At 27.8% G+C, this 24,321-nt stretch carries 32 protein-coding genes and 1 riboswitch; of the genes, 21 read left to right on the top strand and 11 right to left on the bottom strand.

The features are described from left to right. Positions 1 to 3 precede the first annotated feature (3 nt). From ABXT53_RS03535 to ABXT53_RS03510, 6 genes are all read left to right on the top strand, one after another. A complete protein-coding gene (locus tag ABXT53_RS03535; protein ID WP_415291261.1) occupies positions 4 to 597 on the top strand; it encodes a riboflavin synthase in 594 nt (197 codons plus the stop codon). Further along, a complete protein-coding gene (gene ribB, locus ABXT53_RS03530; RefSeq protein ID WP_415277646.1) occupies positions 584 to 1,684 on the top strand; it encodes a 3,4-dihydroxy-2-butanone-4-phosphate synthase in 1,101 nt (366 codons plus the stop codon). Before ABXT53_RS03535 ends, ribB begins: the two co-directional genes overlap by 14 nt. After that, on the top strand, positions 1,684 to 2,070 hold the full coding sequence (gene ribH, locus ABXT53_RS03525; RefSeq protein WP_415291260.1) for a 6,7-dimethyl-8-ribityllumazine synthase: 387 nt from the start codon (positions 1,684 to 1,686) through the stop codon (positions 2,068 to 2,070). Before ribB ends, ribH begins: the two co-directional genes overlap by 1 nt. A 1-nt stretch (position 2,071) precedes the next feature. Next, entirely contained in the window at positions 2,072 to 2,476 is a 405-nt protein-coding gene (locus tag ABXT53_RS03520; RefSeq protein WP_415287109.1) for a transcription antitermination factor NusB, read from the top strand. Next, positions 2,469 to 3,428, top strand: coding sequence for a thiamine-phosphate kinase (gene thiL / locus ABXT53_RS03515; RefSeq protein WP_415291259.1), 960 nt, complete (start codon positions 2,469 to 2,471; stop codon positions 3,426 to 3,428). The genes ABXT53_RS03520 and thiL overlap by 8 nt, the downstream gene beginning before the upstream one ends. Positions 3,429 to 3,517: 89 nt before the next feature. Beyond that, the gene (locus ABXT53_RS03510) at positions 3,518 to 5,623 is read left to right on the top strand and encodes a sodium-translocating pyrophosphatase (RefSeq protein WP_415291258.1); all 2,106 of its coding nucleotides are present in this window, start codon (positions 3,518 to 3,520) and stop codon (positions 5,621 to 5,623) included. Between the two features lie 11 nt (positions 5,624 to 5,634). Here the strand turns inward: ABXT53_RS03510 and bamE are convergent, their stop codons facing one another. Next, positions 5,635 to 6,102 carry an outer membrane protein assembly factor BamE gene (gene bamE, locus ABXT53_RS03505; protein ID WP_415291257.1) on the bottom strand — a complete coding sequence of 156 codons (468 nt, stop codon included), beginning with the start codon at positions 6,100 to 6,102 and terminating at the stop codon, positions 5,635 to 5,637. Between bamE and ABXT53_RS03500 the strand changes: the two genes are divergently transcribed. The 6 genes from ABXT53_RS03500 to ABXT53_RS03475 are packed head-to-tail and all read left to right on the top strand — an operon-like array spanning position 6,101 to position 8,641. Beyond that, the gene (locus tag ABXT53_RS03500; protein WP_415291256.1) at positions 6,101 to 6,568 is read left to right on the top strand and encodes a ubiquinol-cytochrome C chaperone family protein; all 468 of its coding nucleotides are present in this window, start codon (positions 6,101 to 6,103) and stop codon (positions 6,566 to 6,568) included. The two genes, bamE and ABXT53_RS03500, sit on opposite strands and share 2 nt — an antisense overlap. A 7-nt stretch (positions 6,569 to 6,575) precedes the next feature. Continuing rightward, positions 6,576 to 6,758 carry a 50S ribosomal protein L32 gene (rpmF, locus tag ABXT53_RS03495; RefSeq protein ID WP_011282128.1) on the top strand — a complete coding sequence of 61 codons (183 nt, stop codon included), beginning with the start codon at positions 6,576 to 6,578 and terminating at the stop codon, positions 6,756 to 6,758. Between the two features lie 16 nt (positions 6,759 to 6,774). Then, complete coding sequence (gene plsX / locus ABXT53_RS03490) at positions 6,775 to 7,779, top strand: phosphate acyltransferase PlsX (protein WP_415291255.1); 1,005 nt, start codon at positions 6,775 to 6,777, stop codon at positions 7,777 to 7,779. After that, positions 7,779 to 8,081, top strand: coding sequence for an HU family DNA-binding protein (locus ABXT53_RS03485; protein WP_415291254.1), 303 nt, complete (start codon positions 7,779 to 7,781; stop codon positions 8,079 to 8,081). The genes plsX and ABXT53_RS03485 overlap by 1 nt, the downstream gene beginning before the upstream one ends. Then, on the top strand, positions 8,071 to 8,448 hold the full coding sequence (locus ABXT53_RS03480; RefSeq protein ID WP_415291253.1) for a MerR family transcriptional regulator: 378 nt from the start codon (positions 8,071 to 8,073) through the stop codon (positions 8,446 to 8,448). The genes ABXT53_RS03485 and ABXT53_RS03480 overlap by 11 nt, the downstream gene beginning before the upstream one ends. 1 nt (position 8,449) lies before the next feature. Further along, the gene (locus ABXT53_RS03475; protein ID WP_006996892.1) at positions 8,450 to 8,641 is read left to right on the top strand and encodes a 50S ribosomal protein L33; all 192 of its coding nucleotides are present in this window, start codon (positions 8,450 to 8,452) and stop codon (positions 8,639 to 8,641) included. Between the two features lie 2 nt (positions 8,642 to 8,643). On the opposite strand, the gene ABXT53_RS03470 is transcribed toward ABXT53_RS03475, so the two are convergent. Then, positions 8,644 to 8,934: a chorismate mutase gene (locus ABXT53_RS03470; protein WP_415291252.1), complete on the bottom strand. Its 291-nt coding sequence runs from the start codon at positions 8,932 to 8,934 to the stop codon at positions 8,644 to 8,646. Positions 8,935 to 8,976: 42 nt separating this feature from the next. On the opposite strand from ABXT53_RS03470, the gene ABXT53_RS03465 reads away from it, so the two are divergent. Further along, on the top strand, positions 8,977 to 9,987 hold the full coding sequence (locus ABXT53_RS03465; protein WP_415291251.1) for a COX15/CtaA family protein: 1,011 nt from the start codon (positions 8,977 to 8,979) through the stop codon (positions 9,985 to 9,987). Here ABXT53_RS03465 and ABXT53_RS03460 read toward each other — a convergent pair. Next, positions 9,980 to 11,308 (bottom strand): O-acetylhomoserine aminocarboxypropyltransferase/cysteine synthase family protein, encoded by a 1,329-nt coding sequence (locus ABXT53_RS03460; protein WP_415291250.1) that lies wholly within the window; start codon positions 11,306 to 11,308, stop codon positions 9,980 to 9,982. The two genes, ABXT53_RS03465 and ABXT53_RS03460, sit on opposite strands and share 8 nt — an antisense overlap. 4 nt (positions 11,309 to 11,312) lie before the next feature. Continuing rightward, positions 11,313 to 11,381: riboswitch (SAM riboswitch) on the bottom strand. Between the two features lie 137 nt (positions 11,382 to 11,518). Here ABXT53_RS03460 and rplM point away from each other — a divergent pair. Genes rplM through ABXT53_RS03425 form a run of 7 tightly spaced genes read left to right on the top strand, consistent with a single transcriptional unit; the run spans position 11,519 to position 16,770 of the window. Then, positions 11,519 to 11,980: a 50S ribosomal protein L13 gene (rplM, locus tag ABXT53_RS03455; RefSeq protein ID WP_415291249.1), complete on the top strand. Its 462-nt coding sequence runs from the start codon at positions 11,519 to 11,521 to the stop codon at positions 11,978 to 11,980. A 1-nt stretch (position 11,981) separates the two neighbouring features. After that, positions 11,982 to 12,431 carry a 30S ribosomal protein S9 gene (gene rpsI / locus ABXT53_RS03450; RefSeq protein ID WP_415279136.1) on the top strand — a complete coding sequence of 150 codons (450 nt, stop codon included), beginning with the start codon at positions 11,982 to 11,984 and terminating at the stop codon, positions 12,429 to 12,431. Positions 12,432 to 12,465: 34 nt separating this feature from the next. After that, the gene (gene argC, locus ABXT53_RS03445) at positions 12,466 to 13,488 is read left to right on the top strand and encodes an N-acetyl-gamma-glutamyl-phosphate reductase (protein WP_415291248.1); all 1,023 of its coding nucleotides are present in this window, start codon (positions 12,466 to 12,468) and stop codon (positions 13,486 to 13,488) included. After that, positions 13,485 to 13,709, top strand: a complete 225-nt coding sequence (locus ABXT53_RS03440) for a hypothetical protein (protein WP_415291247.1) — start codon at positions 13,485 to 13,487, stop codon at positions 13,707 to 13,709. Before argC ends, ABXT53_RS03440 begins: the two co-directional genes overlap by 4 nt. Next, positions 13,710 to 15,002, top strand: coding sequence for a homoserine dehydrogenase (locus tag ABXT53_RS03435; protein WP_415291245.1), 1,293 nt, complete (start codon positions 13,710 to 13,712; stop codon positions 15,000 to 15,002). Then, positions 15,002 to 15,904 carry an AEC family transporter gene (locus ABXT53_RS03430; protein WP_415291244.1) on the top strand — a complete coding sequence of 301 codons (903 nt, stop codon included), beginning with the start codon at positions 15,002 to 15,004 and terminating at the stop codon, positions 15,902 to 15,904. The genes ABXT53_RS03435 and ABXT53_RS03430 overlap by 1 nt, the downstream gene beginning before the upstream one ends. 17 nt (positions 15,905 to 15,921) lie before the next feature. Further along, entirely contained in the window at positions 15,922 to 16,770 is an 849-nt protein-coding gene (locus ABXT53_RS03425) for a DMT family transporter (RefSeq protein ID WP_415291242.1), read from the top strand. Between the two features lie 597 nt (positions 16,771 to 17,367). Here ABXT53_RS03425 and ABXT53_RS03420 read toward each other — a convergent pair. From ABXT53_RS03420 to ABXT53_RS03410, 3 genes are read right to left on the bottom strand one after another with little or no spacing between them, the layout of a single operon-like run. Next, on the bottom strand, positions 17,368 to 17,646 hold the full coding sequence (locus ABXT53_RS03420; protein WP_415291241.1) for a methylated-DNA--[protein]-cysteine S-methyltransferase: 279 nt from the start codon (positions 17,644 to 17,646) through the stop codon (positions 17,368 to 17,370). Next, complete coding sequence (locus ABXT53_RS03415; protein WP_415291305.1) at positions 17,627 to 18,064, bottom strand: GNAT family N-acetyltransferase; 438 nt, start codon at positions 18,062 to 18,064, stop codon at positions 17,627 to 17,629. The genes ABXT53_RS03420 and ABXT53_RS03415 overlap by 20 nt, the downstream gene beginning before the upstream one ends. A gap of 45 nt (positions 18,065 to 18,109) precedes the next feature. Then, entirely contained in the window at positions 18,110 to 18,379 is a 270-nt protein-coding gene (locus ABXT53_RS03410) for a hypothetical protein (RefSeq protein ID WP_415291239.1), read from the bottom strand. Between the two features lie 75 nt (positions 18,380 to 18,454). Between ABXT53_RS03410 and ABXT53_RS03405 the strand changes: the two genes are divergently transcribed. Next, complete coding sequence (locus tag ABXT53_RS03405; protein ID WP_415291238.1) at positions 18,455 to 19,372, top strand: site-specific integrase; 918 nt, start codon at positions 18,455 to 18,457, stop codon at positions 19,370 to 19,372. 4 nt (positions 19,373 to 19,376) lie between these two features. On the opposite strand, the gene ABXT53_RS03400 is transcribed toward ABXT53_RS03405, so the two are convergent. The 5 genes from ABXT53_RS03400 to ABXT53_RS03380 are packed head-to-tail and all read right to left on the bottom strand — an operon-like array spanning position 19,377 to position 24,318. Then, the gene (locus tag ABXT53_RS03400) at positions 19,377 to 20,087 is read right to left on the bottom strand and encodes an FkbM family methyltransferase (RefSeq protein ID WP_415291237.1); all 711 of its coding nucleotides are present in this window, start codon (positions 20,085 to 20,087) and stop codon (positions 19,377 to 19,379) included. A 9-nt stretch (positions 20,088 to 20,096) separates the two neighbouring features. Continuing rightward, positions 20,097 to 21,653 carry an ArnT family glycosyltransferase gene (locus tag ABXT53_RS03395; protein WP_415291236.1) on the bottom strand — a complete coding sequence of 519 codons (1,557 nt, stop codon included), beginning with the start codon at positions 21,651 to 21,653 and terminating at the stop codon, positions 20,097 to 20,099. Then, a complete protein-coding gene (locus ABXT53_RS03390; RefSeq protein ID WP_415291235.1) occupies positions 21,650 to 21,937 on the bottom strand; it encodes a hypothetical protein in 288 nt (95 codons plus the stop codon). The genes ABXT53_RS03395 and ABXT53_RS03390 overlap by 4 nt, the downstream gene beginning before the upstream one ends. Positions 21,938 to 21,944: 7 nt before the next feature. After that, entirely contained in the window at positions 21,945 to 24,059 is a 2,115-nt protein-coding gene (locus ABXT53_RS03385) for a glycosyltransferase (protein WP_415291234.1), read from the bottom strand. After that, complete coding sequence (locus ABXT53_RS03380; protein ID WP_415291233.1) at positions 24,031 to 24,318, bottom strand: GIY-YIG nuclease family protein; 288 nt, start codon at positions 24,316 to 24,318, stop codon at positions 24,031 to 24,033. Before ABXT53_RS03380 ends, ABXT53_RS03385 begins: the two co-directional genes overlap by 29 nt. Positions 24,319 to 24,321 lie beyond the last annotated feature (3 nt).

The raw sequence follows: 24,321 nt of genomic DNA, 5'->3' as shown, positions 1-24,321 counted from the left end.
ATTATGTTTAATGGAATAATTTTCAACCAAGGCTTAATCACTAAATTTGAAAAAAGATCACAGGGTATTAATATTTTTGTAAAAGCTGATTTAAAATTAACACGTAAAGATATAGGTGTATCAGTTGCCTGTGATGGTGTTTGTTTAACATTAATTCATATTAAAAATGATATAATGGAATTTTATCTTTCAGATGAAACTATACAAAGATCAAAGTTTAAATTCTTAAAAATTGATGATAAAATTAACCTCGAACTTCCTTTAAAATTTGGTCAAAAAATATCAGGTCACATTTGCCAAGGTCACATTGATGCAGTAGGTAAAATTCAGAGTATTAAGAAGATTGATAAATCATATTTATTTGATTTTGAGCTTGTTAAAAAAGAAAGAGCAAACTTAATTGAAAAAGCTTCTATTTGTATCAATGGAATTTCTTTAACAATTTCTAAAGTAACTAAAAAGGGTTTTCAAATATGGGTAATACCACACACATATAATCTCACCAATTTATCATCTCTAAAGAAAAACAGTCTCATTAATATAGAGATAGATATCTTATCTAAATACGTTAGAAATTATTTTAATGAAAAAAAATAGTTTTACACCAATAGAAAACATAATTGCCATTGCCAAGAGAGGTGGCATGTTTATTTTGGTTGATGATGAAAAAAGAGAAAATGAAGGAGACTTAATAATATCAACAACAGACTCCAGTGCTAAAAATATTAATTTTATGGCCAAATATGGTCGTGGATTAATTTGCCTAGCACTAGATAGCGTACAGGCAAAACGATTAAATTTATCCTTAATGTCACCAATAAATCAATCAAGGAATAAAACTGCTTTTACAATTTCGATCGAAGCAAAAAAAGGAATTACAACTGGGATTTCAGCAAAAGATAGAGCTAAGACAATTAAAATTGCATCAAAGAAAAATGTAAATAAAAAAGATATTGTGTCACCAGGTCATGTTTTTCCAATCATTGCCAAAGATGGAGGTGTTTTAGTTAGAGCTGGTCATACAGAAGCATCTGTGGATATCTCAAAGTTAGCTAAAAAAAATAATTCAGCAGTTATTTGTGAAATAATGAATGAAGATGGTACAATGGCTAAGGGTCAAGATTTATTTAACTTTGCAAAAAAACATAATTTAAAGATAGGTAAAATTGAAGATCTTATTGCTTATCGTTTAAAAAAAGAAAAACTAATTAAACTTAAAAAACAATCTGATATTGAGGTTAAAAATCAGAAATATAAAATTAGAATTTATGAAAATCTTTTAGATGGATCTGAGCATTTTGCTCTAATTAAAGGAAATATTAAAAAAGGGATAGTACCAAGAGTTAGAGTAATTTCATCTAACGTAGTTCAAAATTATTTAATCAATCAGCAATTACCAAATTCATTTGATAAAACTTTAAATTATTTTAAGAAATTTAATAACTGTGTTTTAGTTTTTATAAAAGATACAAACTTAAAATCTGTTACACAAACACTCAAGGATTATAAGAACAAAGATTTCTATAAAAAGGGAAATGATAAACTAATAAGAAATTATGGTATTGGGGCTCAAATAATTAAAGATTTAAAGATTAAAAATATGATATTAATTACCAAATCTCTTAAAAAAGTTATTGGTTTAGAGGGTTATGATATAAAGATTACCAAACAGGAAATCATTTAATGAAAAAAAAATATTTAATAGTTATTGCAGATTATTATAAGGACATATCAAAAGGTTTGCTAAGAAGTGCAAAGAGCATATTACCTAAATCTAGTTTAATAAAAATTATCAATGTCCCAGGCGTTTTTGAAATACCAGTTACAATTTCAAAGAATATTAAAAAGTATGATGCTTTTTTAGCTCTTGGTTGTGTTATTAAGGGCCAAACACCTCATTTTGACTTTATTTCTCATGCTTCAACTGATGCAATAATGAAACTATCTATAGAAAACAAAAAACCTATTGGTAATGGAATTATTACCTGCCTTAATATGCGTCAAGCTATAGCCAGGAAGAAAAAGGGAAGAGAAGCAGCTCAAGCTGTTATATCTGTCTTGTCACAATAATATGAGAACTCCATACAATCCAAATCAAAGTCCAAGAGTTATAATTATCCAAAAATTATATGGAAATTTTTTTAATGATGACACAGATTTAACTTTTCCTAAACATAGATTTAAAAAGTTTATTAAGGATGTGGTTTTAGGTACAATAGAAAGAGACGAAGTGATTAAAGAAGAGGTTAAAAAATATTTAAGTGAAGATATTCAACTAACTAATTTAGATAAAGTTTTTCAAATAATTGTTAAATCAGCTATATTCGAGTTTCTATATAAGCCAAAAGTATCTACAAAAATAATTATTAAAGAATATCTTGATGCATCAAATTTTTTTTTAGAAGACTCTCAAACAAAATACTTAAATGCTATACTGGATAAAATAGCTAAAAAAATAAGAACAACTAATGCATGAATTTGAATTAATAAAAAATTACTTTCAAAAACTTTCCACAAAATCTCCTAGTGCCCTAAATTTAAATGATGATGTTTTTTTTGATAAAAAAAATAGATTAGTTGTTTCAGTTGACACATATACTGAAGGTAATCACTTTATAGATTTTAAAAAGCCAGAATTAGTTATTAAAAAGATAATTAGATCGTCCATATCAGATCTTATTTGTAAAGGTGTTAAGCCAAAATATTATTTTATTTCAGGGTCAGGTAATAAAAAAAGTTTTTCTAAATCAAATTTATCAAAAATTAGCAAAGCACTTAACCAAGAACAAAATAAATATAAGATATTTTTAAGTGGTGGAGATACTGTTTTTTCAAATAAGTTAAGTTTTACAATTACCTCAATTGGTTTTGCTAATAATATTATCTATAGAAATAAAGCTAAAATTAATGATGATATTTATGTATCTGGCAATCTAGGTGATAGTTATTTGGGTTTATTAGTTTTAAAAAATAAAATTAAACTTAATCAGCAATTAAAAAAATATTTTATTAACCAGTATTTTATGCCAAATATTCAATTACAATTAACAGACAAAATTAAGAAATTTGCCAACACATCAATTGATATCTCTGATGGATTATTAGCGGATCTTGATAAAATGATTAATAGTCAAAAATTGTCATACAAACTTTTTTTAAAAGATATTCCAATTTCAGATAATCTTAAAAAAGTACTTGATTTTAAGAAACTATCTAAGATCAACTTTATTTCTAATGGTGATGATTATCAGATTTTATTTACGGCCTCAAAAAACAAGATGGGAATCATAAAGAAAATAGCTTCTAATTGTAGAGTTAAGCTTACAAAAATTGGCTCAATCCAAAGCTATGTTGAAAAATCATCCATTATTGGTGGCAAAAATCTTCAAATACCCCTTAAAAACAAAGGTTATTTTCATAAGTTTTAGTAAGTTAAATATTGCCTTTTATTGCTTTTTTTGTATTGTCCGGACTTTAAATATTAAAATTTTAACAACCAAACAACTAAAAAGGCATCATGAACTCACTTATAGAAACAATATTACTTTACACCATAGCAGCAGGATCACTTGCAATCGTTTATGGGTTTTTTACTGGTTTAAATATTCTTAATCTAAGTGCTGGAAATGCAAAAATGCAAGAAATTGCATCTGCAATTCAGATTGGAGCTAAAGCTTATCTAACAAGACAATATAAAACGATAGCCGTGGTTGGAGTTGTTGTTTTAGTCATTATTTGTGTAGTGTTTAGCCCTTTAGTTGGTCTTGGTTATTTTATTGGTGCAACACTATCTGGAATAGCTGGATATGTAGGAATGTTAGTTTCGGTTCAAGCTAATGTTAGAACTGCTGAAGCATCGAGAAAAGGTTTAGCGAGTGGTCTTGCCGTAGCTTTTAAATCAGGTGCGGTCACAGGAATGCTTGTTGCTGGTTTAGCTTTATTAGCTATAGCAGTTTATTATTATATTTTATTAAAAATGGGCGTTGATGACAGAGAGGTAGTTAATGCATTGGTTGCCTTAGGTTTTGGTGCTTCATTAATATCAATTTTTGCTAGATTAGGTGGTGGAATTTTTACTAAAGGTGCTGATGTTGGTGCTGATTTAGTTGGTAAAGTTGAAGCCGGAATACCTGAGGATGATCCTAGAAACCCAGCGGTTATAGCAGATAACGTTGGAGACAATGTTGGTGACTGTGCTGGAATGGCGGCAGATTTATTTGAAACTTATGCTGTAACTATTGTTGCAACAATGGTTTTATCTTCAATATTTTTTGTAGGTGATATGAATATGATGATCTACCCTTTAACAATTGGTGGAGCCTGTATTTTAACTTCAATTTTAGGAACTTTCTTTGTTAAACTTGGAAAAAGCAAGAATGTTATGAATGCTTTATATAAAGGATTTGTTGTCTCTGCCGTTTCTTCATTATTAATTTTATACCCTGTAACTGATTATGTAATTGGTTTTGCGAGCGAGTATACTGTTAATGGTAAAAGCTTTACTGGTATGAGCTTATATTATTGTGGAATAATTGGTTTAGTTATTACTGGTTTATTAATTTGGATCACAGAATACTACACTGGAACAGAATATAGACCAGTAAGAAGTATTGCAAAATCTTCAACAACAGGACATGGAACAAATGTTATTCAAGGATTAGCTGTTTCTATGGAAGCTACAGCAATACCTGCATTAATTATTGTTGCAGGTATATTAGCAACAAACTCAATTGCTGGTCTTTATGGTATTGCAATATCTGTTACTACAATGTTAGCTTTAGCTGGAATGGTTGTTGCTCTTGACGCTTATGGTCCTGTAACTGATAATGCTGGTGGTATTGCTGAAATGGCTAAATTACCTAATAATGTGAGAAAGACCACAGATGCATTGGATGCAGTAGGTAACACAACTAAAGCTGTTACCAAAGGTTACGCAATTGGTTCAGCTGGTTTAGGTGCATTGGTTTTATTTGCAGCTTATGTTGAGGATATTAAACATTTTTCAGGAACAGCAGGATCTAAATTAGAGGGAATAGTTGTAACCTTTGATTTAACTAATCCTTATGTTGTTGTTGGTTTATTAATCGGTGGAATGCTTCCATATTTATTTGGATCAATGGGCATGCAAGCCGTTGGCAGAGCAGGTGGAGCTGTAGTTGTAGAAGTTAGAAGGCAATTTAAAAAGTTCCCAGGAATTATGAAGGGTACTCAAAAACCAGATTACGCCAAACTTGTTGATTTATTAACTCAAGCTGCAATTAAAGAGATGGTAATACCATCTTTACTACCAGTTCTATCCCCGATAGTTTTATATTTTATAATTCTACCTATCGGTGGTCAAGCTGAAGCGTTAGCTGCTGTTGGTGCAATGTTACTTGGTGTGATCATAACAGGTCTGTTTGTTGCTGTTTCAATGACTGCAGGTGGCGGAGCCTGGGATAATGCTAAGAAATATATTGAAGATGGAAATCATGGTGGAAAAGGTTCTGAAGCTCATAAAGCTGCAGTTACTGGAGACACCGTTGGAGACCCGTACAAAGATACTGCTGGTCCTGCTGTAAACCCAATGATTAAGATTACTAATATTGTAGCTTTATTATTGTTGGCTGTAATTGCTGGGTAAGAAAAATAAGTCTATTTTTTTCTTTTTCTTTTACCTAAGGGGTCATTAATTTTCTGTCTCATACTAGATAGAAAGTCATATACAAATGTATTTTTCTTGTATTGATTATCTGTTGTTTGCTCAGTAAATTTTAAATCCTGCATACTTGTTAGATCCAGAAATTCTTTGCTTTCTAAAAGACCCATGTTATTTATCTCTAGTAATAGTACGTTATTAACTATAATTCTTTCACGGCCTAATCGTGCAAGAGATGAATTGTTAGTTTTTCTCTCAATATATATCCATAAATCATTGTCAAAAGTACTTTTTGTTGATGGTGAGCCTAATAATTCTAAAATATCGTTTTTATTTGATTGATTAACACTAAGCTTAGCTTGTTTTTTATCTAAAAAATGAACACCATGGTGATTTCCAACTTTTTTTAAAGTACAAGCTGAAATAAATAATGATATTATTAAAAATATAAATAATTTTTTCATGAATAAAAACTATATAAATATTTACAACAATTTAGTTAAATTAACTAGAAATAAAGATTTATATAAAAATTTTAAAAATCAAGATACTTTTTCAGATAGATTAATATTCTTTTTACTACATTTCGCTTTCTTTTTAAAAGTTTATAAGGAAAATAATGATAAAAAACTACTCCAAGAAATATATGATTTTACCTTCAGACAAGTTGAATTAAGCATCAGAGAAATTGGTTATGGTGATCAATCAATTAATAAAAAAATGAAAGACTACCTAAACTTATTCTATGGAATGATCGACAAAATTCACAGTTGGGATGAATTAGGTTTAGAATCTAGAAACTCTATTTTAGTAAATTTTTTAGATAATTCATCTAATATTGAGTATTTGGTTAAATATTTTGATAATTATAGGTTAAATTTAAAAAATAATACTTTAAATTCTTATATAAAAGGTGTAGTTAAGCATTAATTTTATTATGGCTGTACCTAAACGAAAACAATCACCGTCAAGAACTGGAATGAGAAGAGCTCAGAATATGAAGTTCAAATCTACCAATATTGTTGAAGATAAAAAATCTGGAGAATACAGATTACCTCATCACTTAGATCTAAAGACTGGCATGTACAGAGGTAGACAAGTTTTAGATCCTAAGGAATAAAAGACCAATAAATTAAATGATTAAAATGATAAAAATTGCAGTTGATGCAATGGGTGGAGATAATTCACCTAAAAAAATTATAGATGGAATTAACCATCACTATAAGAGTAACGCTAATACTTTTTATAAAATTTTTGGTGATAAGGAAAAAATCCAAAACTATATCAATGACCAGTTACCCCCATCTTCATTTGAAATAATTCATACCAAAGATACAGTTAAAGGAACCGATAGTCCTTTAGAGGGAGCCAAAAGAGGAAAAAACACTAGCATGTGGTTAGCCATACAAAGTGTTAAAGAAAAAAAATCTGATATAGTTATTTCTGCTGGCAACACTGGGGCGTTACTTGTTATTTCAAAACTTAACCTCAAGATGATTGAAAATATTGATAAACCAGCTCTCTCAGCTTTATGGCCAAATAAAAAGAATATGAGTGTTGTATTAGATTTGGGAGCTAATATTGAATGTAGCCCAAAAAACTTAATTGATTTTTCTATAATGGGTTCTTCATTATTTAAATCTTTATATCCAGAGGATACAGCAAGAGTTGCTTTATTAAATATTGGGTCCGAGGAACTAAAAGGTAATGAAACTATCAAAGACACTTACCAACAACTAAATCAAAGAAATAACACTGGATTTGAATTTAAAGGATACATTGAAGGTAATCAGTTGATGAACGGCGACGTAAACGTTATTGTTGCAGATGGATTTACTGGAAATATTGCTTTAAAAACAGCCGAGGGTACTGCTAACTTTATTACAAGTGAATTAAAGAAAGCCATGACAGGTAATATTATTGGTAAAATTTCTTCTTTGTTAAATATTTCAAATTTAAAAAAATTTAAAGCAAGACTGGATCCAAGACTTTATAATGGTGCAATTTTTATAGGTTTAGATTCTCCAGTTATCAAAAGTCATGGTGGAACAGATTATATAGGCTTTTCAAACTCTTTAAGTGTTTGTACTAGAATTGTTAGTGGTAATTTAATAGAAAAGATAAGAAACAACATCAGCTAATGCAAAGAACTAACTTAACAAAAAAAGACCTTATAAATTCAATTTATATGCAGATTGGTTTTTCAAAAAATATATCTGAAAATCTGATTGATGATTTTCTTATTACAGTTGTAGAAAATTTAAAAAAAGAAAAAAAATTAAAGCTCTCAAAATTTGGTACTTTTTCAATAAGAACTAAAAAAAGTAGAATTGGACGAAACCCCAAAACAAAAGAGCAAACAACTATAACTAATAGAGATGTTGTTTTATTTAAAGCTTCTAAGGAATTTAAAGATTTGGTAAATTCTAAGAATGATTCATAAAAATAATGATGCTTATAAATCAATAGGTGAGGTTGCTAAAATTCTTGATCTTGTAAATAAGAAAAAAGGAACTCTGAATACTCATACCATTCGTTTTTGGGAGAAGGAATTTAAGCAAATTAAGCCAAAAATTTTAAATGGTAATAGAAGATATTATAACAATGATACAATAGAGGTTTTGAAAAAAGTTAAATATCTCCTTAAAGATCAGGGAATGACAATTATTGGTGTTAAAAAAGTTCTTAATTCTGATAAATCATTAAAACTTGACGAATTACCAAATAATTCTATAAATGCTGATTATAGAATAAAAAATAAACTTAAGAAGATTTCCGAATTAATAAAAAAGATAAAAAGCTTAAAATAATATGGCAAAAAAAACACACGTTAAAGTTAGATTAGTACCTGAGGCTAAACCAGATAGTCCATTTTTTTATTATGTTAAAAAACCTGCGGGTGGTGAAAAAGCTAAAGTTAAATTATCTGCTAAGAAATATAATCCTTCTACAAGAAAACATGAAATGTTTGTGGAAAAAAAATTACCTCCACACAGTAAATAGTATTACTTTTTTCTAAAATTTCTTTTTTCGTAATCAATAAAAGACCAAATCATATTTTTCCAAATCCTATTAGTGATTTTTGGGTCTATATTTGTTTGTATTGATTTCTTTTTAATCTTTTTAAGAATAAAATTAATCCTTTTTTGATCAATTATTTCCTTCTTGTGAATTTTCACTTTTAATACTTCATTAACTAGTGAGGATCTTTTTTTGATTAATTTGAGTAAATCGTTATCAAGTTTATCAAGCTTTATTCTTAACTGGTTCAGTTTTTTTTTATTAGTAGGCGACATTTATTCAATTGGTTATTAAGATAATTATTATAAGTATAATTTATGTTTGTAAATAGCGACAACTATATAAAATATTTAAAATTGTGGTTAATAACTTTATTTTCATTAATTGTTCTGATGGTAGCAGTTGGAGGACTTACTAGATTAACTGATTCAGGTTTATCTATCACTGCCTGGGAACTATTTACTGGAATACTACCACCATTGAATACTAGTGAGTGGAATTTTTACTTTTCTGAGTACAAAAAAATACCTGAATATCAAAATATTAATTTTGGTATGGCTTTAGATGAATTTAAAGTAATTTTCTATTGGGAATATGTTCATAGGTTATTAGCAAGATTTGTTGGTCTATTTACTTTAGTACCTTTGCTTTTCTTTAGCTTATATTTTAAAAATAACCGAAGTTATTCAAATAAATATTATTGGATATTTTTCCTTGTGTGCCTTCAAGGATTTATCGGTTGGTACATGGTCTCTAGTGGATTAATTGAAAATAATGACGTTAGTCACTTTAGACTTAGCATTCATTTGTCTCTTGCTTTATTCATCTTATGTTTAATCTTTTGGTATATTCTTGATATTTATAAAATTGAAAGATTTGATAAAAAAATTCCAAATTTACTTTTAGTATTCATACTCAAGTTGATAGTTTTACAAATTGTATTGGGTGCTTTTTTATCAGGCTTAGATGGTGGACTTATATATAATTCATGGCCTGATATGAACGGAAGCTTTTTCCCAAATGATGTTGGTTATAAAGATGTAATTAATAGTCAATTATTAAGTAATCCATCTATTGTTCAATTTTTGCATAGATTGACTGCTTATTTACTTTTATTTTTTATAATCATTTTGAATTTTATCTATTTTAAAAAAAAATATGATTTTAAATATTTATTATTTTTTGATCTCGCTATCTTGATTCAAATTTTTTTAGGGATTGTAACTTTAATTTCTGGTGTAGAGATTAAATATGCGTCACTACACCAGTTAGGTTCAATATTAGTTTTGAGTTCTTATTTTTTGATATTATACAAAAACTCTAACTAACTGCTTTCAAATTTCCCTTTGAAGATTTATTTAATGCTTGTTCTAAATCTTCAATAATGTCATCTATATGTTCTATACCAATACATAATCTTACGTATCCAGGTGTAACACCTGAAGCTAACAATTCTTTTTCTGTTAACTGACTATGAGTTGTTGTTGCAGGATGAATTGCTAAACTTCTTGCATCGCCAATATTTGCAACATGATAAAACATCTTCAAAGACTCTATAAACCTTTTGCCTGCTTCAGTCCCACCTTTGAGTTCAATACCTACTAAACCACCATTCCCATCATTAAGGTATTTTTTAGCACGATCTGCAATTTTACCTTCATGTTCCGTTGGATAAATTACTCTAGCTACTTCCTTATTTTTTTTTAAATAGTCAACAACTTTTGATGCATTAGAACAGTGCTGTTTCATTCTAAGAGCAACTGTTTCAAGGCCTTGAATAATTCCAAATGCGTTGTCAGGAGATAGAGCAGAACCAAGATCTCTTAGTAATGTAACTCTAGCTCTCACTGCAAAAGAAACATTAGCTCCAGTTAATTCTGGAACCACTTTTCCCCAAACAGCGCCACCATAACTTGCATCAGGCTCATTAAATAGAGGTTGTCTTTTTGGATCAGCTGTCCAATCAAAATTACCACCATCAACCAAAGCTCCACCTACAACAGTACCATGTCCACCTATATATTTTGTTAGTGAATAAACTACTATAGCAGCACCATGTTCTAAAGGTTTGCAAATTACAGGAGCAGCTGTGTTATCCATTATTAATGGTATGTTGTATTTTTTACCAATATCAGAAACTTCTTTAATTGGAAAAACTCTCAAATAAGGATTGGGTAAAGTCTCACCATAAAAAGCTCTAGTTTTATCATCAACAGCTTTTTCAAAGTTCTTGGGGTCAGAAGGGTCTGCATATCTAACTTCAATACCAAGTTTACTTAAAGTATGTGTAAATAAAGAAATAGTCCCCCCATATAGATCTGTTGAACTAACTATATTATCTCCAGCTTGTGCAACATTTAAGATTGCAAAAGATGATGCTGTTTGTCCTGAAGCAACTGTTAAACAAGCCAAACCACCCTCTAAAGAAGCAACTCTTTTTTCAAGTGCATCATTAGTGGGATTCATTATTCTTGTATAAATGTTTCCGAACTCTTTAAGGGCAAACAAATTTGCAGCATGTTCAGTACTATCGAATTGATATGATGTTGTTCTATAAATTGGAACAGCTACTGCTTTTGTTGTTGGATCGCTTCTGTAATCACCACCATGTATGGCTATAGTCTCAGGGTTTTGTCTTTTTGTGCTCATCTTAATACTCCTTTTTTAGTACTTATGCTTTATGCAAGGCGTACAATACAGTTCAAATGTGCCTACCGATAATGTGTGTAATATCCTTTTTAGCATTAACTAGCCTGCAATAGGAACAAATCGGCTTAATCAAACTATCATTTAAGTAAGATATTACAAGAGAAATATAAAATTGACATTATATCTAATAATAGTATTAATCCCTGCACAATGACAAAATTTCTAAAAAGTAGTGAATTAAACAGCAACTGGTTTGAGATTGACGCTAAAAATGCTGTAGTAGGTAGATTAGCTTCAATTATAGCTATGATTGTTAGAGGAAAAAACAAAACTACTTTTACACCTCACATGGATGATGGTGACTTTGTTGTAGTTAAAAATGTTGAGCAAGCAAAGTTCACAGGAAAAAAATTCAAAGATAAAAAGTATTATAGACATACTGGTCATCCTGGTGGAATTAAAGAAATTACTCCTGAAAAATTATTAGAAAAAAACAAACCTGGTGAGACACTAAAACTAGCTGTAAAAAGAATGTTACCTGGAGGAGTTCTTGGTAGAAAACAGTTAACTAAAGTAAAAATTTATGCTGGTGAAGACCACCCTCATGCAGCACAAAACCCTAAACTTTTAGACCTAGCTAAATTAAACAGTAAAAATTTAATAAGAAATTAATATGGAAACAGCAGCTGCACCAACTAAAGTATCTACAAAAAAACCTAAAATTAAATTAGATTTTAAAGATAGTAAATACGCAACTGGTAGAAGAAAAAAATCTATTGCAAAAATTTGGGTGAAAAAGGGTACTGGCAAGATTTACGTTAATGGCAGAACTATGGATGAATATTTCACTAGTGGAAGTCATAAAATGCAAATTACAAGACCATTTGAAATTATAAACCAAGCTACAGATTACGATGTTAGATGTAGTGTTGCGGGTGGTGGACACACAGGTCAGGCTGGTGCAATGGTACATGGTATAGCTAAAGCACTAATCTTATTTGATTCTGAGAATAGAGCGGTACTTAAGACTGAAAAGCTAAATACTAGAGATTCTAGATCAGTTGAGAGAAAAAAACCTGGTCGTAGAAAAGCTAGAAGAAGCTTCCAATTCTCAAAAAGATAATTCTTTTTTAACTCTAAACTGCTATAATAAAAAAATGCCTAAGCTTAATGTTTTAGTTGCTGGATCTACTGGTTATATCGGTGTTCAATTAATTAAATTATTAGTTAAACACAGCGATATTAAGATTAAATATCTTTGTGGAAATTCCTCTGTTGGAAAAAATATCTCTAGTTATGAAAAGTCATTAAGTTCAAAAAAGTTACCTAAAATTATTAGATACAACAAAGCACTTTTAAAAAATATAGACCTTATTTTTACAGCTTTACCCAATGGTGAAGCACAAGATATTTCAAATGATTTATTAAAACATAATGTATTAATTGATTTAGCTGCAGACTTTAGACTTAATAAAGCATCTGATTATCTAAAATGGTACAAACAAAACCATAGATCTGTCAAAAATATTAAAAAATCAATTTATTCATTACCAGAAATCAATGGTAACAAAGTAAAGAAATTTAATATTATTGGATGTCCAGGTTGTTATCCAACTTCAATACTTCTACCACTTATTCCTTTAATTAAGAAAAATTTAATAAAAACAAATAATGTTATTATAGACTCAAAATCTGGTTATTCTGGAGCTGGTAGAGGTGTACATAATAAATATAAAGATAAAAACCTTTATGAGTCTTTAAGTGCTTATGGTGTAGGTTTTCACAGACATAACTCTGAAATTCAACAAGAAATTAATAACTATAGTAAGAAGAAATTTTCTTTTACATTTACACCTCATCTAATACCAATGTTTAGAGGTATACTTAGTACTATTTATGTAGATCTTAACAAAGGTGTAAGCATTAAAAAATTAGAAAATATTTTAAAAAGTCAATATTCAAAAAATAGATTCGTTAAAATTTTAAAAACAAATTCATTGTTAAGTACAAACGACATAATTAACACAAATAATTGTTCTATAGTAATTTGTAAAACTAAGTATAAAAATAGAGTTATTATTTTATCTGCTATTGATAATTTGATTAAAGGTGGAGCAGGACAAGCAATACAAAATATGAATATTAAATACGGTTTTAATGAAACAAAAGGATTAATTTGAAATACTTATTTTTCTCTTTAATTTTATTTTTAACTTCGTGCTCATTAAACAAAGACTCTGCTTATTGGAATAAAGATCCAATAAAAAAATCTACTGAAGATAAAAAATTATCCGAGATATTAAAGAAAACTGGTGATTATAAATCTATGACTTTTGGTGAATTTAACCTTTTTCTTAAAGATTATTCAAATAACGCAGAATACCCAGATATTAACCAATAGATGAAAGATATAATTAACATTGCTGTGGTTGGTTTAGGGCAAGTAGGTATCTATTTGTTAAATGAGCTTAATACTAAAAAAAAGGATATTGAACTTAAGACGGGTAATAAGATTAATATAGTAGCTGTTTCAGCAAGAAACATTTCTAAAAAGCGGAGATTTAAAGTTAATAAGAAAATATTTTTTGAAAACCCATTAGAAATTTTTAATAAAACCAAAGTAGATATTTTATTCGAAGCTATAGGTATGTCAGATGGGCTATCTAAAAAAGTTGTAGAAACTGCTTTAAAAAATAAAATACATGTAATCACTCCGAATAAAGCGCTCATCTCTAAACATGGCGATTATTTAGGAAAATTAGCTGAAGATAATAATGTTAATTTAGAATTTGAAGCATCTGTAGCAGGTGGGATTCCAATATTAAGAACTATTAAAGAAGGTCTTGCAACTAACAAGATTACTAAAGTTTATGGAATTTTGAATGGTACTTCTAACTATATTCTTTCAGAAATGAGAGATGCTAAAGACAGTTTTGCTAATGTTTTAAAAAAGGCTCAAAAATTAGGATACGCTGAACCAGGTAACTCCAAATTAGATCTTAACGGTTTTGATGCTTTTGCTAAAGTGAGAATTTTGTCTGCTCTTGCATTTAATACTAAGATTTCAAAACACAAATGTTTGATGGAAGGTATTGAGAAGATTGAGTTAAAAGATATTGAAATTGCTGATCAATTAAATTCACGTATTAAATTATTGGGTATTTCTGAGATTATTAATAATCAACTATTTGAAACTGTTCATCCATGCCTAGTTAGTAAAAATTCTTACATTGGTAACGTCGGTGGAGTTATGAATGCTGTTATTCTTGAAGGAAAACCTGTTGGTGAGAGTATATTGCAGGGAGAGGGAGCTGGCCATGGTCCAACCTCATCATCATTATTATCTGATCTACTTTCAATATTGAATGGGAATGTTAAAAAACCCTTTGGTATTCCTGGTAATAAACGTAAATCAATTAAATGTTATAATGTTAATAATTATACTAATTCTTTATATTTACGATTTGAAGTTAGAGACAAACCTGGTGTTTTATCAACAATCACAAATAGATTAGCTAAGTATAAAATTTCAGTAAAAAGACTAATTCAAACTCCTGATAAAAAAAATAATAAAGCTACTATCGTTATTATTACCCATAAAACTAATGAGCTTAATTCTAAGAATTGTCTTTCTGTTTTCAAAAAAGACAAAAATATTCTTAAATATCCTACATTGATTAGAATTTATAATTAATGGAAATATATCTAAAACTGTTTGAGGTAATATTTCCTGTCTTCTTTGTTGTTGGTATTGGGTACTACTTAGGTAAAAATAATTCAAAAATTGATACAACTTTCATAACTAATTTTGCTGCTAATATTGGAACTCCAGCAATGATTATATATGCTCTAACTTCAACTGGCATATCCTTTGAAATATTTAAAGATTATTCTTGGTACTTCTTAATAGCAATTGTAGCCTTTACTTTTATTGGAATAATTTTTTTATTTTTCTTAAAAACAAAAGATATAATCCGTGAGCTTCCACCATTTATAATGCCTAATACTGGAAATATAGGTATGCCTATTTGCCTATTTGCTTATGGTAATGAAGGTTTAGGTGTTGCAGCATCAATTGGAGCCTTAATAGTTTTATGCCACTTTACGTTGGGGATTTTTCTTGCTGATAGAAAATTCAATATTAATGTTATTCTTAAAAATCCACCATTTTATGCAATTATAATTTCAGTGATTTTTCTATATTTCAAAATAGAACTTCCAGTCTTTATAGAAAACACAACGTTTCTACTAATGTATGCTACAATTTTTTTAATATTAATGTCTTTAGGAATTGCCTTAACTCGTTTTAAAGTTTTTTCTTTTAAAAAGGCTGTGATCTCATCAATTGGAAGAGTTATCTTAGGTCCCATTGTTGCGTTATTAATAATTAGATATTTTGATCTATCAGGATTTGCAGCTGGTGTTCTATTAATTCAATGTTCAATGCCTAGTGCTGTTTTAAATTATCTTGTAGCTTCAATTTATTCACCGAAAAAGATTGTAGATAGTGTTGCTAGTACCATTGTTGTCTCTACAGTTATGTCTTTTGCTACTATTCCAGTGGTCGTATTCTTTGCTTTAAAATACTTTAATTAAACTGTATCTATTGGCTTATGAAAGCCATCACATTTAACCTTTTAGCCTGGGTAATGCTTCCAATCATGGATGGTTTTGCCAAGTATTTAAGTGCGGATATGCCAGTTTTACAGATCACTTGGGCAAGATACTTTTTTACGGTCGCATTCACGCTTCCAATAATGTTCTTCTTTTATAATAAGCAGCTTGTTTGGACTGATAAGCCTAAGTTACAAATAATAAGAGGGTTAATACTACTTTGTGCTAATATTTGTTTCTTCTATGCAATATCTGTTATCTCTTTAGCTAAAGCTTTAACGCTTGCCTTTGTGGCACCCTTAATTGTTACTGCATTTTCCCCTATATTTTTGGGTGAGAAGGTGGGTGTAAGGAGATGGACTGCTGTTATTATAGGGTTTATTGGCTCTCTAGTTGTTATAAGGCCAGGTTTTGTAGAGATTAACTTGGCTAGTATAGCTGCATTAGGGACTGGTGTAATGTATGGCTTCTATTTGATAATTACACGTAAATTGAGCACTTCAGATAACCCTTTATTAACCTTATTATTAACAGGATTAGTTGGATTGGTAGCTGTTTCAGGCATAATGCCTCTTATTTGGGTTAATCCAAGTGCCTCGCAATGGTCTATGATGGCCTCTATAGGAGTATTTGCCTGTGTTGGTCACTTATTTCTTATATTATCCCTTAAATATGCTGATGCATCTAAATTAGCTCCATTTAGCTACTTTGAAATTATTACTAATATCATTATTGGTTATTACTTCTTTAGTGATTTTCCAGATAATTGGACATTCTTAGGTTTATCAATTATTATTATGAGTGGGATTTATATATCTAGAAGAGAATCTCATATTAAATCCAATTAAATATGTATTATTTGTTTACTAATACTTAATATTATACTTTTATAATACATTTTAAACTACTGTAATTATTAATTTAAATATAATATTATAAATTTATAAAATTATCGATGAAATATAATAATGTTTAAAAAGTAGTTAAATTATAGTTACTAAAAATAGGCCTAAAATAAGATAAAAGAAGCATAAATCTTTTTTTTATAGTTAAAAAAGTGAAAATTGAGAAATTTTGATTTTTATTAAATTAAATATAGTTTTGTAGCTTGGTAAAATGGCTATTTAGTATTGATATTAAATACTTATTTCAATTAATAGGGAAGTTTTGTTAAAAATTAGATTATTTATGAGTAGAATAGGAGGTTAAAAAAGCCAGTAAAATGGTCTTTTTTACCCCTTCTATAATCGTTGCTATTGTTGACAAGTAGAGCAATGCAGTATGAGAATATACTGTTTAAACGTCCATAGGATGGTCTATTTTAGCCCAAAGTCCTTTTGCAGTACAACTAAAGGATGCATTACAGCAATTAGACTAAAATAGGGCTAAATATCTAAAAAGTGTTTAATACCAAAGGTTTTTGAGGTTTTTTGTGGTTAAAAGCACTATTTTATGAAGACCTTTTCTGATCTCAATAAACGTCGTTTTTGTTGAATTCCACCTTCTCCAGAGTATCCGCCGAGACTTCCATCTGATCTGATCACTCGATGACAGGGTATTTTAGGTGGATAGGGGTTTTTACCTACTGCATTAGCAACAGCTCTGAATGCCTTAGGTTTTCCAATGGCTTTAGCAACTTCTAAATAGGTCTTAACTTTGCCCTTGGGTATTTTCTTTAGGTAATTCCACACTTTAAGCTGAAACTTAGTTCCCTTTAATTTCATAAAGTTCAAATCCAGTGTTATAAGCTATTTTATCGTATAATTTCTTTGCATTTTCATTAGAAGAGTGGGTGATCCAACGAATTCCATTCCAATTATTAGCTTTAGATAAGGATTTTAGATGACTAATAAGTTTTTGAGCTATTTTTTGACCTCTAAATTCTGGCTCTACGAACAAATCGTCTAAAAAACCAATATATTTGCCCTTAATGGGTCTTGGCATTGTTCTATAATGGGCAATTCCACGGATCTTACCCTCTAATTCAAAGCAAAGTCCTTTAACATCATGGCTTTCATCTTGAATCCATACCCAAAGAGTATCTAAAATCCCTGTATTCATTGGTACTTTGTAGAAATCAGCATAACCAATATATAATTTAGCCCAAATTTCCTTGTCTTTTTCTTCTAGTTTTCTAATCATTTGGTTTAATTCCATTATTTAAATTATTGATATTAATCATTTATTTTAAATCTGAGATAAAAACCTAATTCTAATTTCTGGTTTATAGCTTAAAACCAAAACTTTATAGACACCTTGAAATTTTTGGTATTTTCCTAGCTTTTTATCTCCATCTAAACCTTTTGAAAGCCATGTTGTTTCTAAAATATGAGTTTTTCTATCAGATTCATTTTCCCACATGACTGGCATTTCTTCTTTTATTTGTCCTGGTGCTTCAGCACACCAAGAACTTCTGTATTCAAATCTTATAATATTAATATTTACATAAGAGCTCATTATTTAATATTTATATGTATTGACAATCAAAATCACCTAATATATATTTCCGATAATTAATGGTTATCGGAAAACATGAATGATTTAATTACAGACATAAAAAGCCTTGAATTAGAAACTATCAAGAATTTAAGAAATTCTAAATCTGCAAATACTATTCGAGCTTATCAGTCTGACTATAATGACTTTTCGTTATTTTGTTCAAAAAATGGATTTCAAGCAATGCCAACACAACCAAAAATATTAGCATTATATATAACTCATTTATCGTATTATTCTAAATACAGCACTTTAAAAAGACGATTAGCATCAATCAGCATACTTCATAAAACTAAAGGCTATTATATAGATACGAAACATCCCATAATTATGGAAAATTTAATGGGAATTAAAAGAAAAAATGGAAGTAATCAAAGAGGAAAAAAACCCTTATTAATCAATGAGTTAAAAATATTAATTAATGCAATACATCAATCTAATGAAAAAGATAAAAGAAAAATTAGAGATAAGGCTTTAGTTTTAATTGGATTTTCAGGCGGTTTTAGAAGATCTGAGTTGGTTGATATCCAATATGAAGACTTAGAATTTGTATCAGAGGGAGTTAAGATCTTCGTAAAAAGGTCAAAAACTGATCAATCTGGAGAAGGGATGACTAAGGCTATCCCCTACTTTGATAATAAAAAATTTTGTCCTGTAAATGCATTAAAAAATTGGATTAAAATATTTGATTTAAAAAAACGTAAAATTTTTGATATTTCAGATAAAAGCGTAGCATTAATAATTAAAAAGTATGCAAATTATGCTGGTTTAGACAGTCATAAATACGCTGGACATAGCCTAAGATCAGGGTTTGCGACCTCAACAGCAGAGTCTGGCGCTGAGGAAAGAAACATAATGGCTATGACAGGTCACAAATCCACTGAAATGGTTAGAAGATATATAAAAGAAGCAAATCTATTTAAAAATAACGCTTTAAATAAAATTAAATTATAATTAATTAATTTCTGAAACTATTTTTAACAAATATTAAATCAGCATAAATAAAATTTACAAGAGTGTAACCTTTGGAGGTTAAAAATTTATAAAGTTCAGAGTTTATAATATTATTGATATTTTGATCTTTAATTTCAATTTTTGAAAGTGATAAATCTAAGAATTCAACTACAATAACATTTGGAGAATATTTTTCAAAATCAAAACCTAAAAATACTTGTAATTCATGACCTTCGACATCAACTGACATGAAATCAAATTTTTTATTCTCAAATTTTGTTGATTTTAAAATATTATTAAGAGTATTAGTTTTAATTTTTTTAATTTCTTTTATTTTAGCTTTTTGAAAGTTAGAAACTTTATTTTCAATTGTATTAATTGCAGATTTCTTATGGTAAAAATACAGATTAGTATCTTTAATTGTATCTGAAATAGCCGCACAAATATTAGTATCTTTAGGTCTAGAAAAATTGAATAAATCTATATTATCTTGATCAAGATCAACGTTAATTCCGCACCACCCTTTTTGATTAAGTAAAAAACTATTACTATTGTTTATAGGATGTTGACATCCAATATCTAAATAAATTCCATCATTGAGATCTCTAAAAATATTATTAATTGCAATGTCAACACCACTAAAAGAATAATATCTTTTTTTAGACTTTATCTTTTTATGTAGAATATTAAGATAAAGATATATTTTTTTAAACATTGTTTATATTTATAAATTCAAATTATTGTAGCATTTCTTAGGAACAAAGACTCTCATTTCTGAACCCTTATATCCTTTGACTTTAATTCTATGAGAAATTTTATAATTATCTAAATTATTATCTAAAACATCAATCATATTTTCCATCGAATAGATGTAGATATCCTCATTCATTATCATGTTATTTGATATATTTTTAAAGTTTTTTTGAAATATTAAATGAAAATCTTTACCCAAATGTTCGTTAAAAATTGCTGCCATTTGTATTCTCTCTAATCTTGATATGGCAAGTATGAAACCATTTGGTGTTAAATTTAATATATGATTAATTTTACATTTTTTTATAATTTCATCATCAATCAACTTAACAGTTTTAAGAAGATTCCATTTATCAGCTTCCCATTTTTGATTTTTAAAATATTTAATTTCTTTGTATGATATTGATTTTTCATAGTTAATGTTTTTAAAAAATTTAACGTTTCCTTTCGGAAAAAAATAAAATGAAAAACAAGAAATAAATAATAAAATAAACAAAATAATAAACTTAATATCATTCATTTTAAAAGAATTTAACTTATAAAAAATTACAGGAAGGCCAATAAGTACAGAGGTATATAGTCTAAAAAGTTCAAGATTAATTGAAACAATTAATGAAGAAAGGCATAATAATGTAATAAAAATTATCTTAATATTTTTATCTTTCTTAAAAAATAATTCTTCAAAAAAAACATAAGTATTAAAGATTAAAATAAATAGAATAGGAATATATTGGGGTGAAATTGCAAGTTTAAATGGTACTTCGCTAATAAAAAAATAAATAAATTTTTGAAGAAGTGTAAAAAATGTTGTTTCATAACTTTTCAAATATACAAAAGGTAATGTTTGAAATTCAACCCAATTAAAAAAAATATTATTACTTATTAAATAAACAATAAAAAACCCTATCGGTAATAGAAACCCTGTTATAAGAAAATAATTTTTTATTTTATTTTTTAAAGAAAAATAAATTAATAAATTGATGATCAGAAAAGATGGTATTATGAAATAATAAAAATTTTCTCTAGTTAAACATGCAAGAGCAATGAAAAAACCACTAATAAACAATCTTTTATTATTATCGACATTAAAGACATAAATACTCATCACTAAAAAAAAAAATGCAGAATAGTTAGGCCAAGGATATTCAGGTATAGGGTGATTAAAAATACAAATAATGATTGAAAAAACTAAACCATAATTATTACTAAAATTTCTTGACAATAGAGATATAAATAAAATTGACAAAAAATAAAACAATGAAGTCGTAGAATATATAGCTAAAATATTTTGATCAAATATAGTTAGAAAAATTGAGTTAATTAATGCATTTAGATATCCATACTGAAGAAAAATTTCTTGATATGGGATTTTACCGTTAATAATGTCTAAACCATTTAATAATATAGATCCGTGATGTCCACCATCAAATATATAACTAAGAGTATTTATAGATAAATAAAAAAAAAATGGTAAGGACAATAAAGAAATTATTACAAAAAATTTTTCTTTAGAGAGATTTATTTTCACTTATTACTGTTAATTTTACTTTCTGCTTCTTGTTTTGACTCTTCAATAAGTGGTAGCCATTTAGTATAGAGTGATACTAAAATTTTTTTATAAAATTCTCTTTTTTCAGGTGTGAAATCTTCAGTTAAATTCAATAATTCTTTGTTTAATTTTTTTGAAAGTTTTTTATCTGCGAATATACCTGATATTTGTTTTTCAATAATAGGCTCAAGAGATTTTGCTGTTACAATTATTCCAAATACTATCAAAATAAAAATAAATGCAGCTTTTTTATAAAAATTCATAAGCTAATTAGTACCATAAATATTTATCTTTATAATTAATTTTTAGTGATTTATTAATTATAAATTTAGCTACTAAATTTGAATTAAAATATTTCACATATTTATCTCTACCTTTTCTAGCTATAGCTTTTCTTAATTTATCGTCTTTTTTAAATCTTTGTAATTTTTCAGTCAAATCATTTACATTTTTGTATGTAATTATTTCATTTTCTTCAAAAAAATCTGTATAACAAACTTTTTGATCTATAAATGTGAGTAAGCCATTACCCATTAGTTGTGCTATTCTATCGCTACTATAATACTTTAACGGTATTCCACGGCTCAAGTTTAAACCCATTTTTGAGTTGGCTAATGTAGAAATAAAGTTATCACCCCATATTGGTTGAATATTATTAAAACCATACATATCATGATTAATATTCTTATTTTTTTTAATCAGTGAATTTAGAAAAAATTCTCTATTGTCATTTTTTCCTATTTTAAGTTTTCCTCTGTGGACACCATGACTCATTGCAAAAAATAAGTCATTTGAACACATGTTATTGTAGTTTTTTAAAGTTTCAAATGCTGGATCACTTGGGTTTGGTATGTAGTATGAATTTTTTATTTCAAAAGATAATGAGCTGGGATCTGTAGTTACAAATGTAGCATCAATAACATTAGATTTATCTAAAATTCTTTTCTTATTATTTATAAAGTCAGGACCATTTTCTGAGATAGGATCTAAAAACCATTGTGAAATCATTAAATTTTTGTCAGCATTTTTTAAAAATTCTAGTGTTGATTTCAAAACGTTATCAGCGTGACCTAGAACAATTAAATTTGGTTTAAAACTATAAAATGTATTAATTATTTTTTGATTTAATTTTTTTACACCTTTAGGGTCAGTAAAATTTCTATAATATGAAAGTATATCTCTATCACTTAACTGCAAAACATTGTGCCCAAGTCGTATAAAGCCATTATTTATTCTTTTTCCAGTGTTATAGTGGAGTCTACCATCGTGTCTTTCATTAAAATTAGTAATATGTAAAATTTTTAAATTAGTATTATTATTAATATTATTAATCTTTATTTTATTTTGTGTGAGACTTAATCTTAAACTATTTATTTTTTTTCTTATAAGTTCATGTGTAAATTTAAAATCTTTGTATATTTCTTTTTGAGTTTCAATTCTCAATTTTTTATCTTTAATTAGTATTTCTATTTCTTTATAAAGTTCATCAACAGTTAGTTCTTTTAAAATTATTCCATTATTAGTAGTTTCAGGTAGACCACCTCTATTGGTCATTATAACAGCACTACCTCTGCTGGCTGCTTCTAAACTTGTCCTACCGAAAGGCTCATCCCATCTTGAGCATACTATTGAAATTCCAACTTTTTTTAAATAATTTAAGATAAAATTGTGGTTCGTAAAACCATAAATTGATAGATTCTTATGAGAAAATATAATTTTTTCTCTAGGCTCATCTCCAAATACAACAGCCTTCCAATCTTTATGTTTGTTAAGAATTTTTATTATAGTTTCACCAAAAATATCATATCCTTTAGCTTTATTTAATTTTCCAACAAATGAAATTATTTTTTCTTTTTTTTCAAAGTCAATTTTTACTTTAGAGGTTGATTGTTGTATTACAGAAGTTTTATTTAGATATTTATTAAAATTAATATTAATAAAAAATCTTTTTTGTGACCAAATACTATTAAATATAATATGATTAAGATTTTCTAATAAATAAATTCTATCCTTAATTGTTTTTGAACCATTCATTTGAATGGGATCGTTATGAAAAAATAAAATTAATTTAGTGCTAGTTTCATCACGAATTTGTTTAATATAATTTGGTCTATTGTGAACCTCAATTAAGTCTGAATTTATTTTTTTTTGTAATTTAATAAATTTTTCAACATAAAGTCTACTGCTACTCTGTAATATTTTTTTTTCAAGATCTATGTTTATATACTGACTAGATAGGGTTTTCTTATATTTGGTATTACCAAAAATTTTTGTTGTATTTGAATATAAACCCAATTTATTAGTGTGATTAACAAACAAAGATACAGCGCCAGCATATTCTGATGAGAAATCTTCTTTATATGGTAATAAAATTGATATTTTCATAATACTTTTTTATAAATTTTTTTTTTATACTATTCCTTTTGACTCTATCATTTTTTAATAAATATTCATTCTTCATTGCTAGAGATTTAGTTTTGTAACATTTTTTATATATTAACGTCCATTTTCTACCCTTGGTAAACTTTGCACCCTTCGAATTATTATGTAATGTTAATCGTTTATCTAAATTATTTGTATAGCCTACGTATGAAATGTATTTAGTTTTTGTGAAAGTTAATATTATATATACAAAATAATTCATTTA

It is taken from the genome of Candidatus Pelagibacter sp. Uisw_136, assembly GCF_047720275.1.
Lineage (GTDB): Bacteria > Pseudomonadota > Alphaproteobacteria > Pelagibacterales > Pelagibacteraceae > Pelagibacter.
This window is presented reverse-complemented; position numbering and strand designations above follow the sequence as displayed.

Coding starts and splice junctions, on each gene's coding strand:
- ABXT53_RS03390 (WP_415291235.1), bottom strand. CDS start 21,937: ATGAATTTTTATAAAAAAGCTGCATTTATTTTTATTTTGATAGTATTT.
- ABXT53_RS03415 (WP_415291305.1), bottom strand. CDS start 18,064: ATGATTAGAAAACTAGAAGAAAAAGACAAGGAAATTTGGGCTAAATTA.
- ABXT53_RS03470 (WP_415291252.1), bottom strand. CDS start 8,934: ATGTCGCCTACTAATAAAAAAAAACTGAACCAGTTAAGAATAAAGCTT.
- ribH (WP_415291260.1), top strand. CDS start 1,684: ATGAAAAAAAAATATTTAATAGTTATTGCAGATTATTATAAGGACATA.
- rplM (WP_415291249.1), top strand. CDS start 11,519: ATGACAAAATTTCTAAAAAGTAGTGAATTAAACAGCAACTGGTTTGAG.
- ABXT53_RS03520 (WP_415287109.1), top strand. CDS start 2,072: ATGAGAACTCCATACAATCCAAATCAAAGTCCAAGAGTTATAATTATC.
- rpmF (WP_011282128.1), top strand. CDS start 6,576: ATGGCTGTACCTAAACGAAAACAATCACCGTCAAGAACTGGAATGAGA.
- rpsI (WP_415279136.1), top strand. CDS start 11,982: ATGGAAACAGCAGCTGCACCAACTAAAGTATCTACAAAAAAACCTAAA.
- ABXT53_RS03500 (WP_415291256.1), top strand. CDS start 6,101: ATGAATAAAAACTATATAAATATTTACAACAATTTAGTTAAATTAACT.
- plsX (WP_415291255.1), top strand. CDS start 6,775: ATGATTAAAATGATAAAAATTGCAGTTGATGCAATGGGTGGAGATAAT.
- ABXT53_RS03385 (WP_415291234.1), bottom strand. CDS start 24,059: ATGAAAATATCAATTTTATTACCATATAAAGAAGATTTCTCATCAGAA.
- ABXT53_RS03510 (WP_415291258.1), top strand. CDS start 3,518: ATGAACTCACTTATAGAAACAATATTACTTTACACCATAGCAGCAGGA.
- ABXT53_RS03435 (WP_415291245.1), top strand. CDS start 13,710: ATGAAAGATATAATTAACATTGCTGTGGTTGGTTTAGGGCAAGTAGGT.
- bamE (WP_415291257.1), bottom strand. CDS start 6,102: ATGAAAAAATTATTTATATTTTTAATAATATCATTATTTATTTCAGCT.
- ABXT53_RS03405 (WP_415291238.1), top strand. CDS start 18,455: ATGAATGATTTAATTACAGACATAAAAAGCCTTGAATTAGAAACTATC.
- ABXT53_RS03480 (WP_415291253.1), top strand. CDS start 8,071: ATGATTCATAAAAATAATGATGCTTATAAATCAATAGGTGAGGTTGCT.
- argC (WP_415291248.1), top strand. CDS start 12,466: ATGCCTAAGCTTAATGTTTTAGTTGCTGGATCTACTGGTTATATCGGT.
- ABXT53_RS03460 (WP_415291250.1), bottom strand. CDS start 11,308: ATGAGCACAAAAAGACAAAACCCTGAGACTATAGCCATACATGGTGGT.
- ABXT53_RS03400 (WP_415291237.1), bottom strand. CDS start 20,087: ATGTTTAAAAAAATATATCTTTATCTTAATATTCTACATAAAAAGATA.
- ABXT53_RS03425 (WP_415291242.1), top strand. CDS start 15,922: ATGAAAGCCATCACATTTAACCTTTTAGCCTGGGTAATGCTTCCAATC.
- ABXT53_RS03380 (WP_415291233.1), bottom strand. CDS start 24,318: ATGAATTATTTTGTATATATAATATTAACTTTCACAAAAACTAAATAC.
- ABXT53_RS03430 (WP_415291244.1), top strand. CDS start 15,002: ATGGAAATATATCTAAAACTGTTTGAGGTAATATTTCCTGTCTTCTTT.
- ABXT53_RS03420 (WP_415291241.1), bottom strand. CDS start 17,646: ATGAAATTAAAGGGAACTAAGTTTCAGCTTAAAGTGTGGAATTACCTA.
- ABXT53_RS03475 (WP_006996892.1), top strand. CDS start 8,450: ATGGCAAAAAAAACACACGTTAAAGTTAGATTAGTACCTGAGGCTAAA.
- ABXT53_RS03465 (WP_415291251.1), top strand. CDS start 8,977: ATGTTTGTAAATAGCGACAACTATATAAAATATTTAAAATTGTGGTTA.
- ABXT53_RS03410 (WP_415291239.1), bottom strand. CDS start 18,379: ATGAGCTCTTATGTAAATATTAATATTATAAGATTTGAATACAGAAGT.
- ABXT53_RS03485 (WP_415291254.1), top strand. CDS start 7,779: ATGCAAAGAACTAACTTAACAAAAAAAGACCTTATAAATTCAATTTAT.
- thiL (WP_415291259.1), top strand. CDS start 2,469: ATGCATGAATTTGAATTAATAAAAAATTACTTTCAAAAACTTTCCACA.
- ABXT53_RS03535 (WP_415291261.1), top strand. CDS start 4: ATGTTTAATGGAATAATTTTCAACCAAGGCTTAATCACTAAATTTGAA.
- ribB (WP_415277646.1), top strand. CDS start 584: ATGAAAAAAAATAGTTTTACACCAATAGAAAACATAATTGCCATTGCC.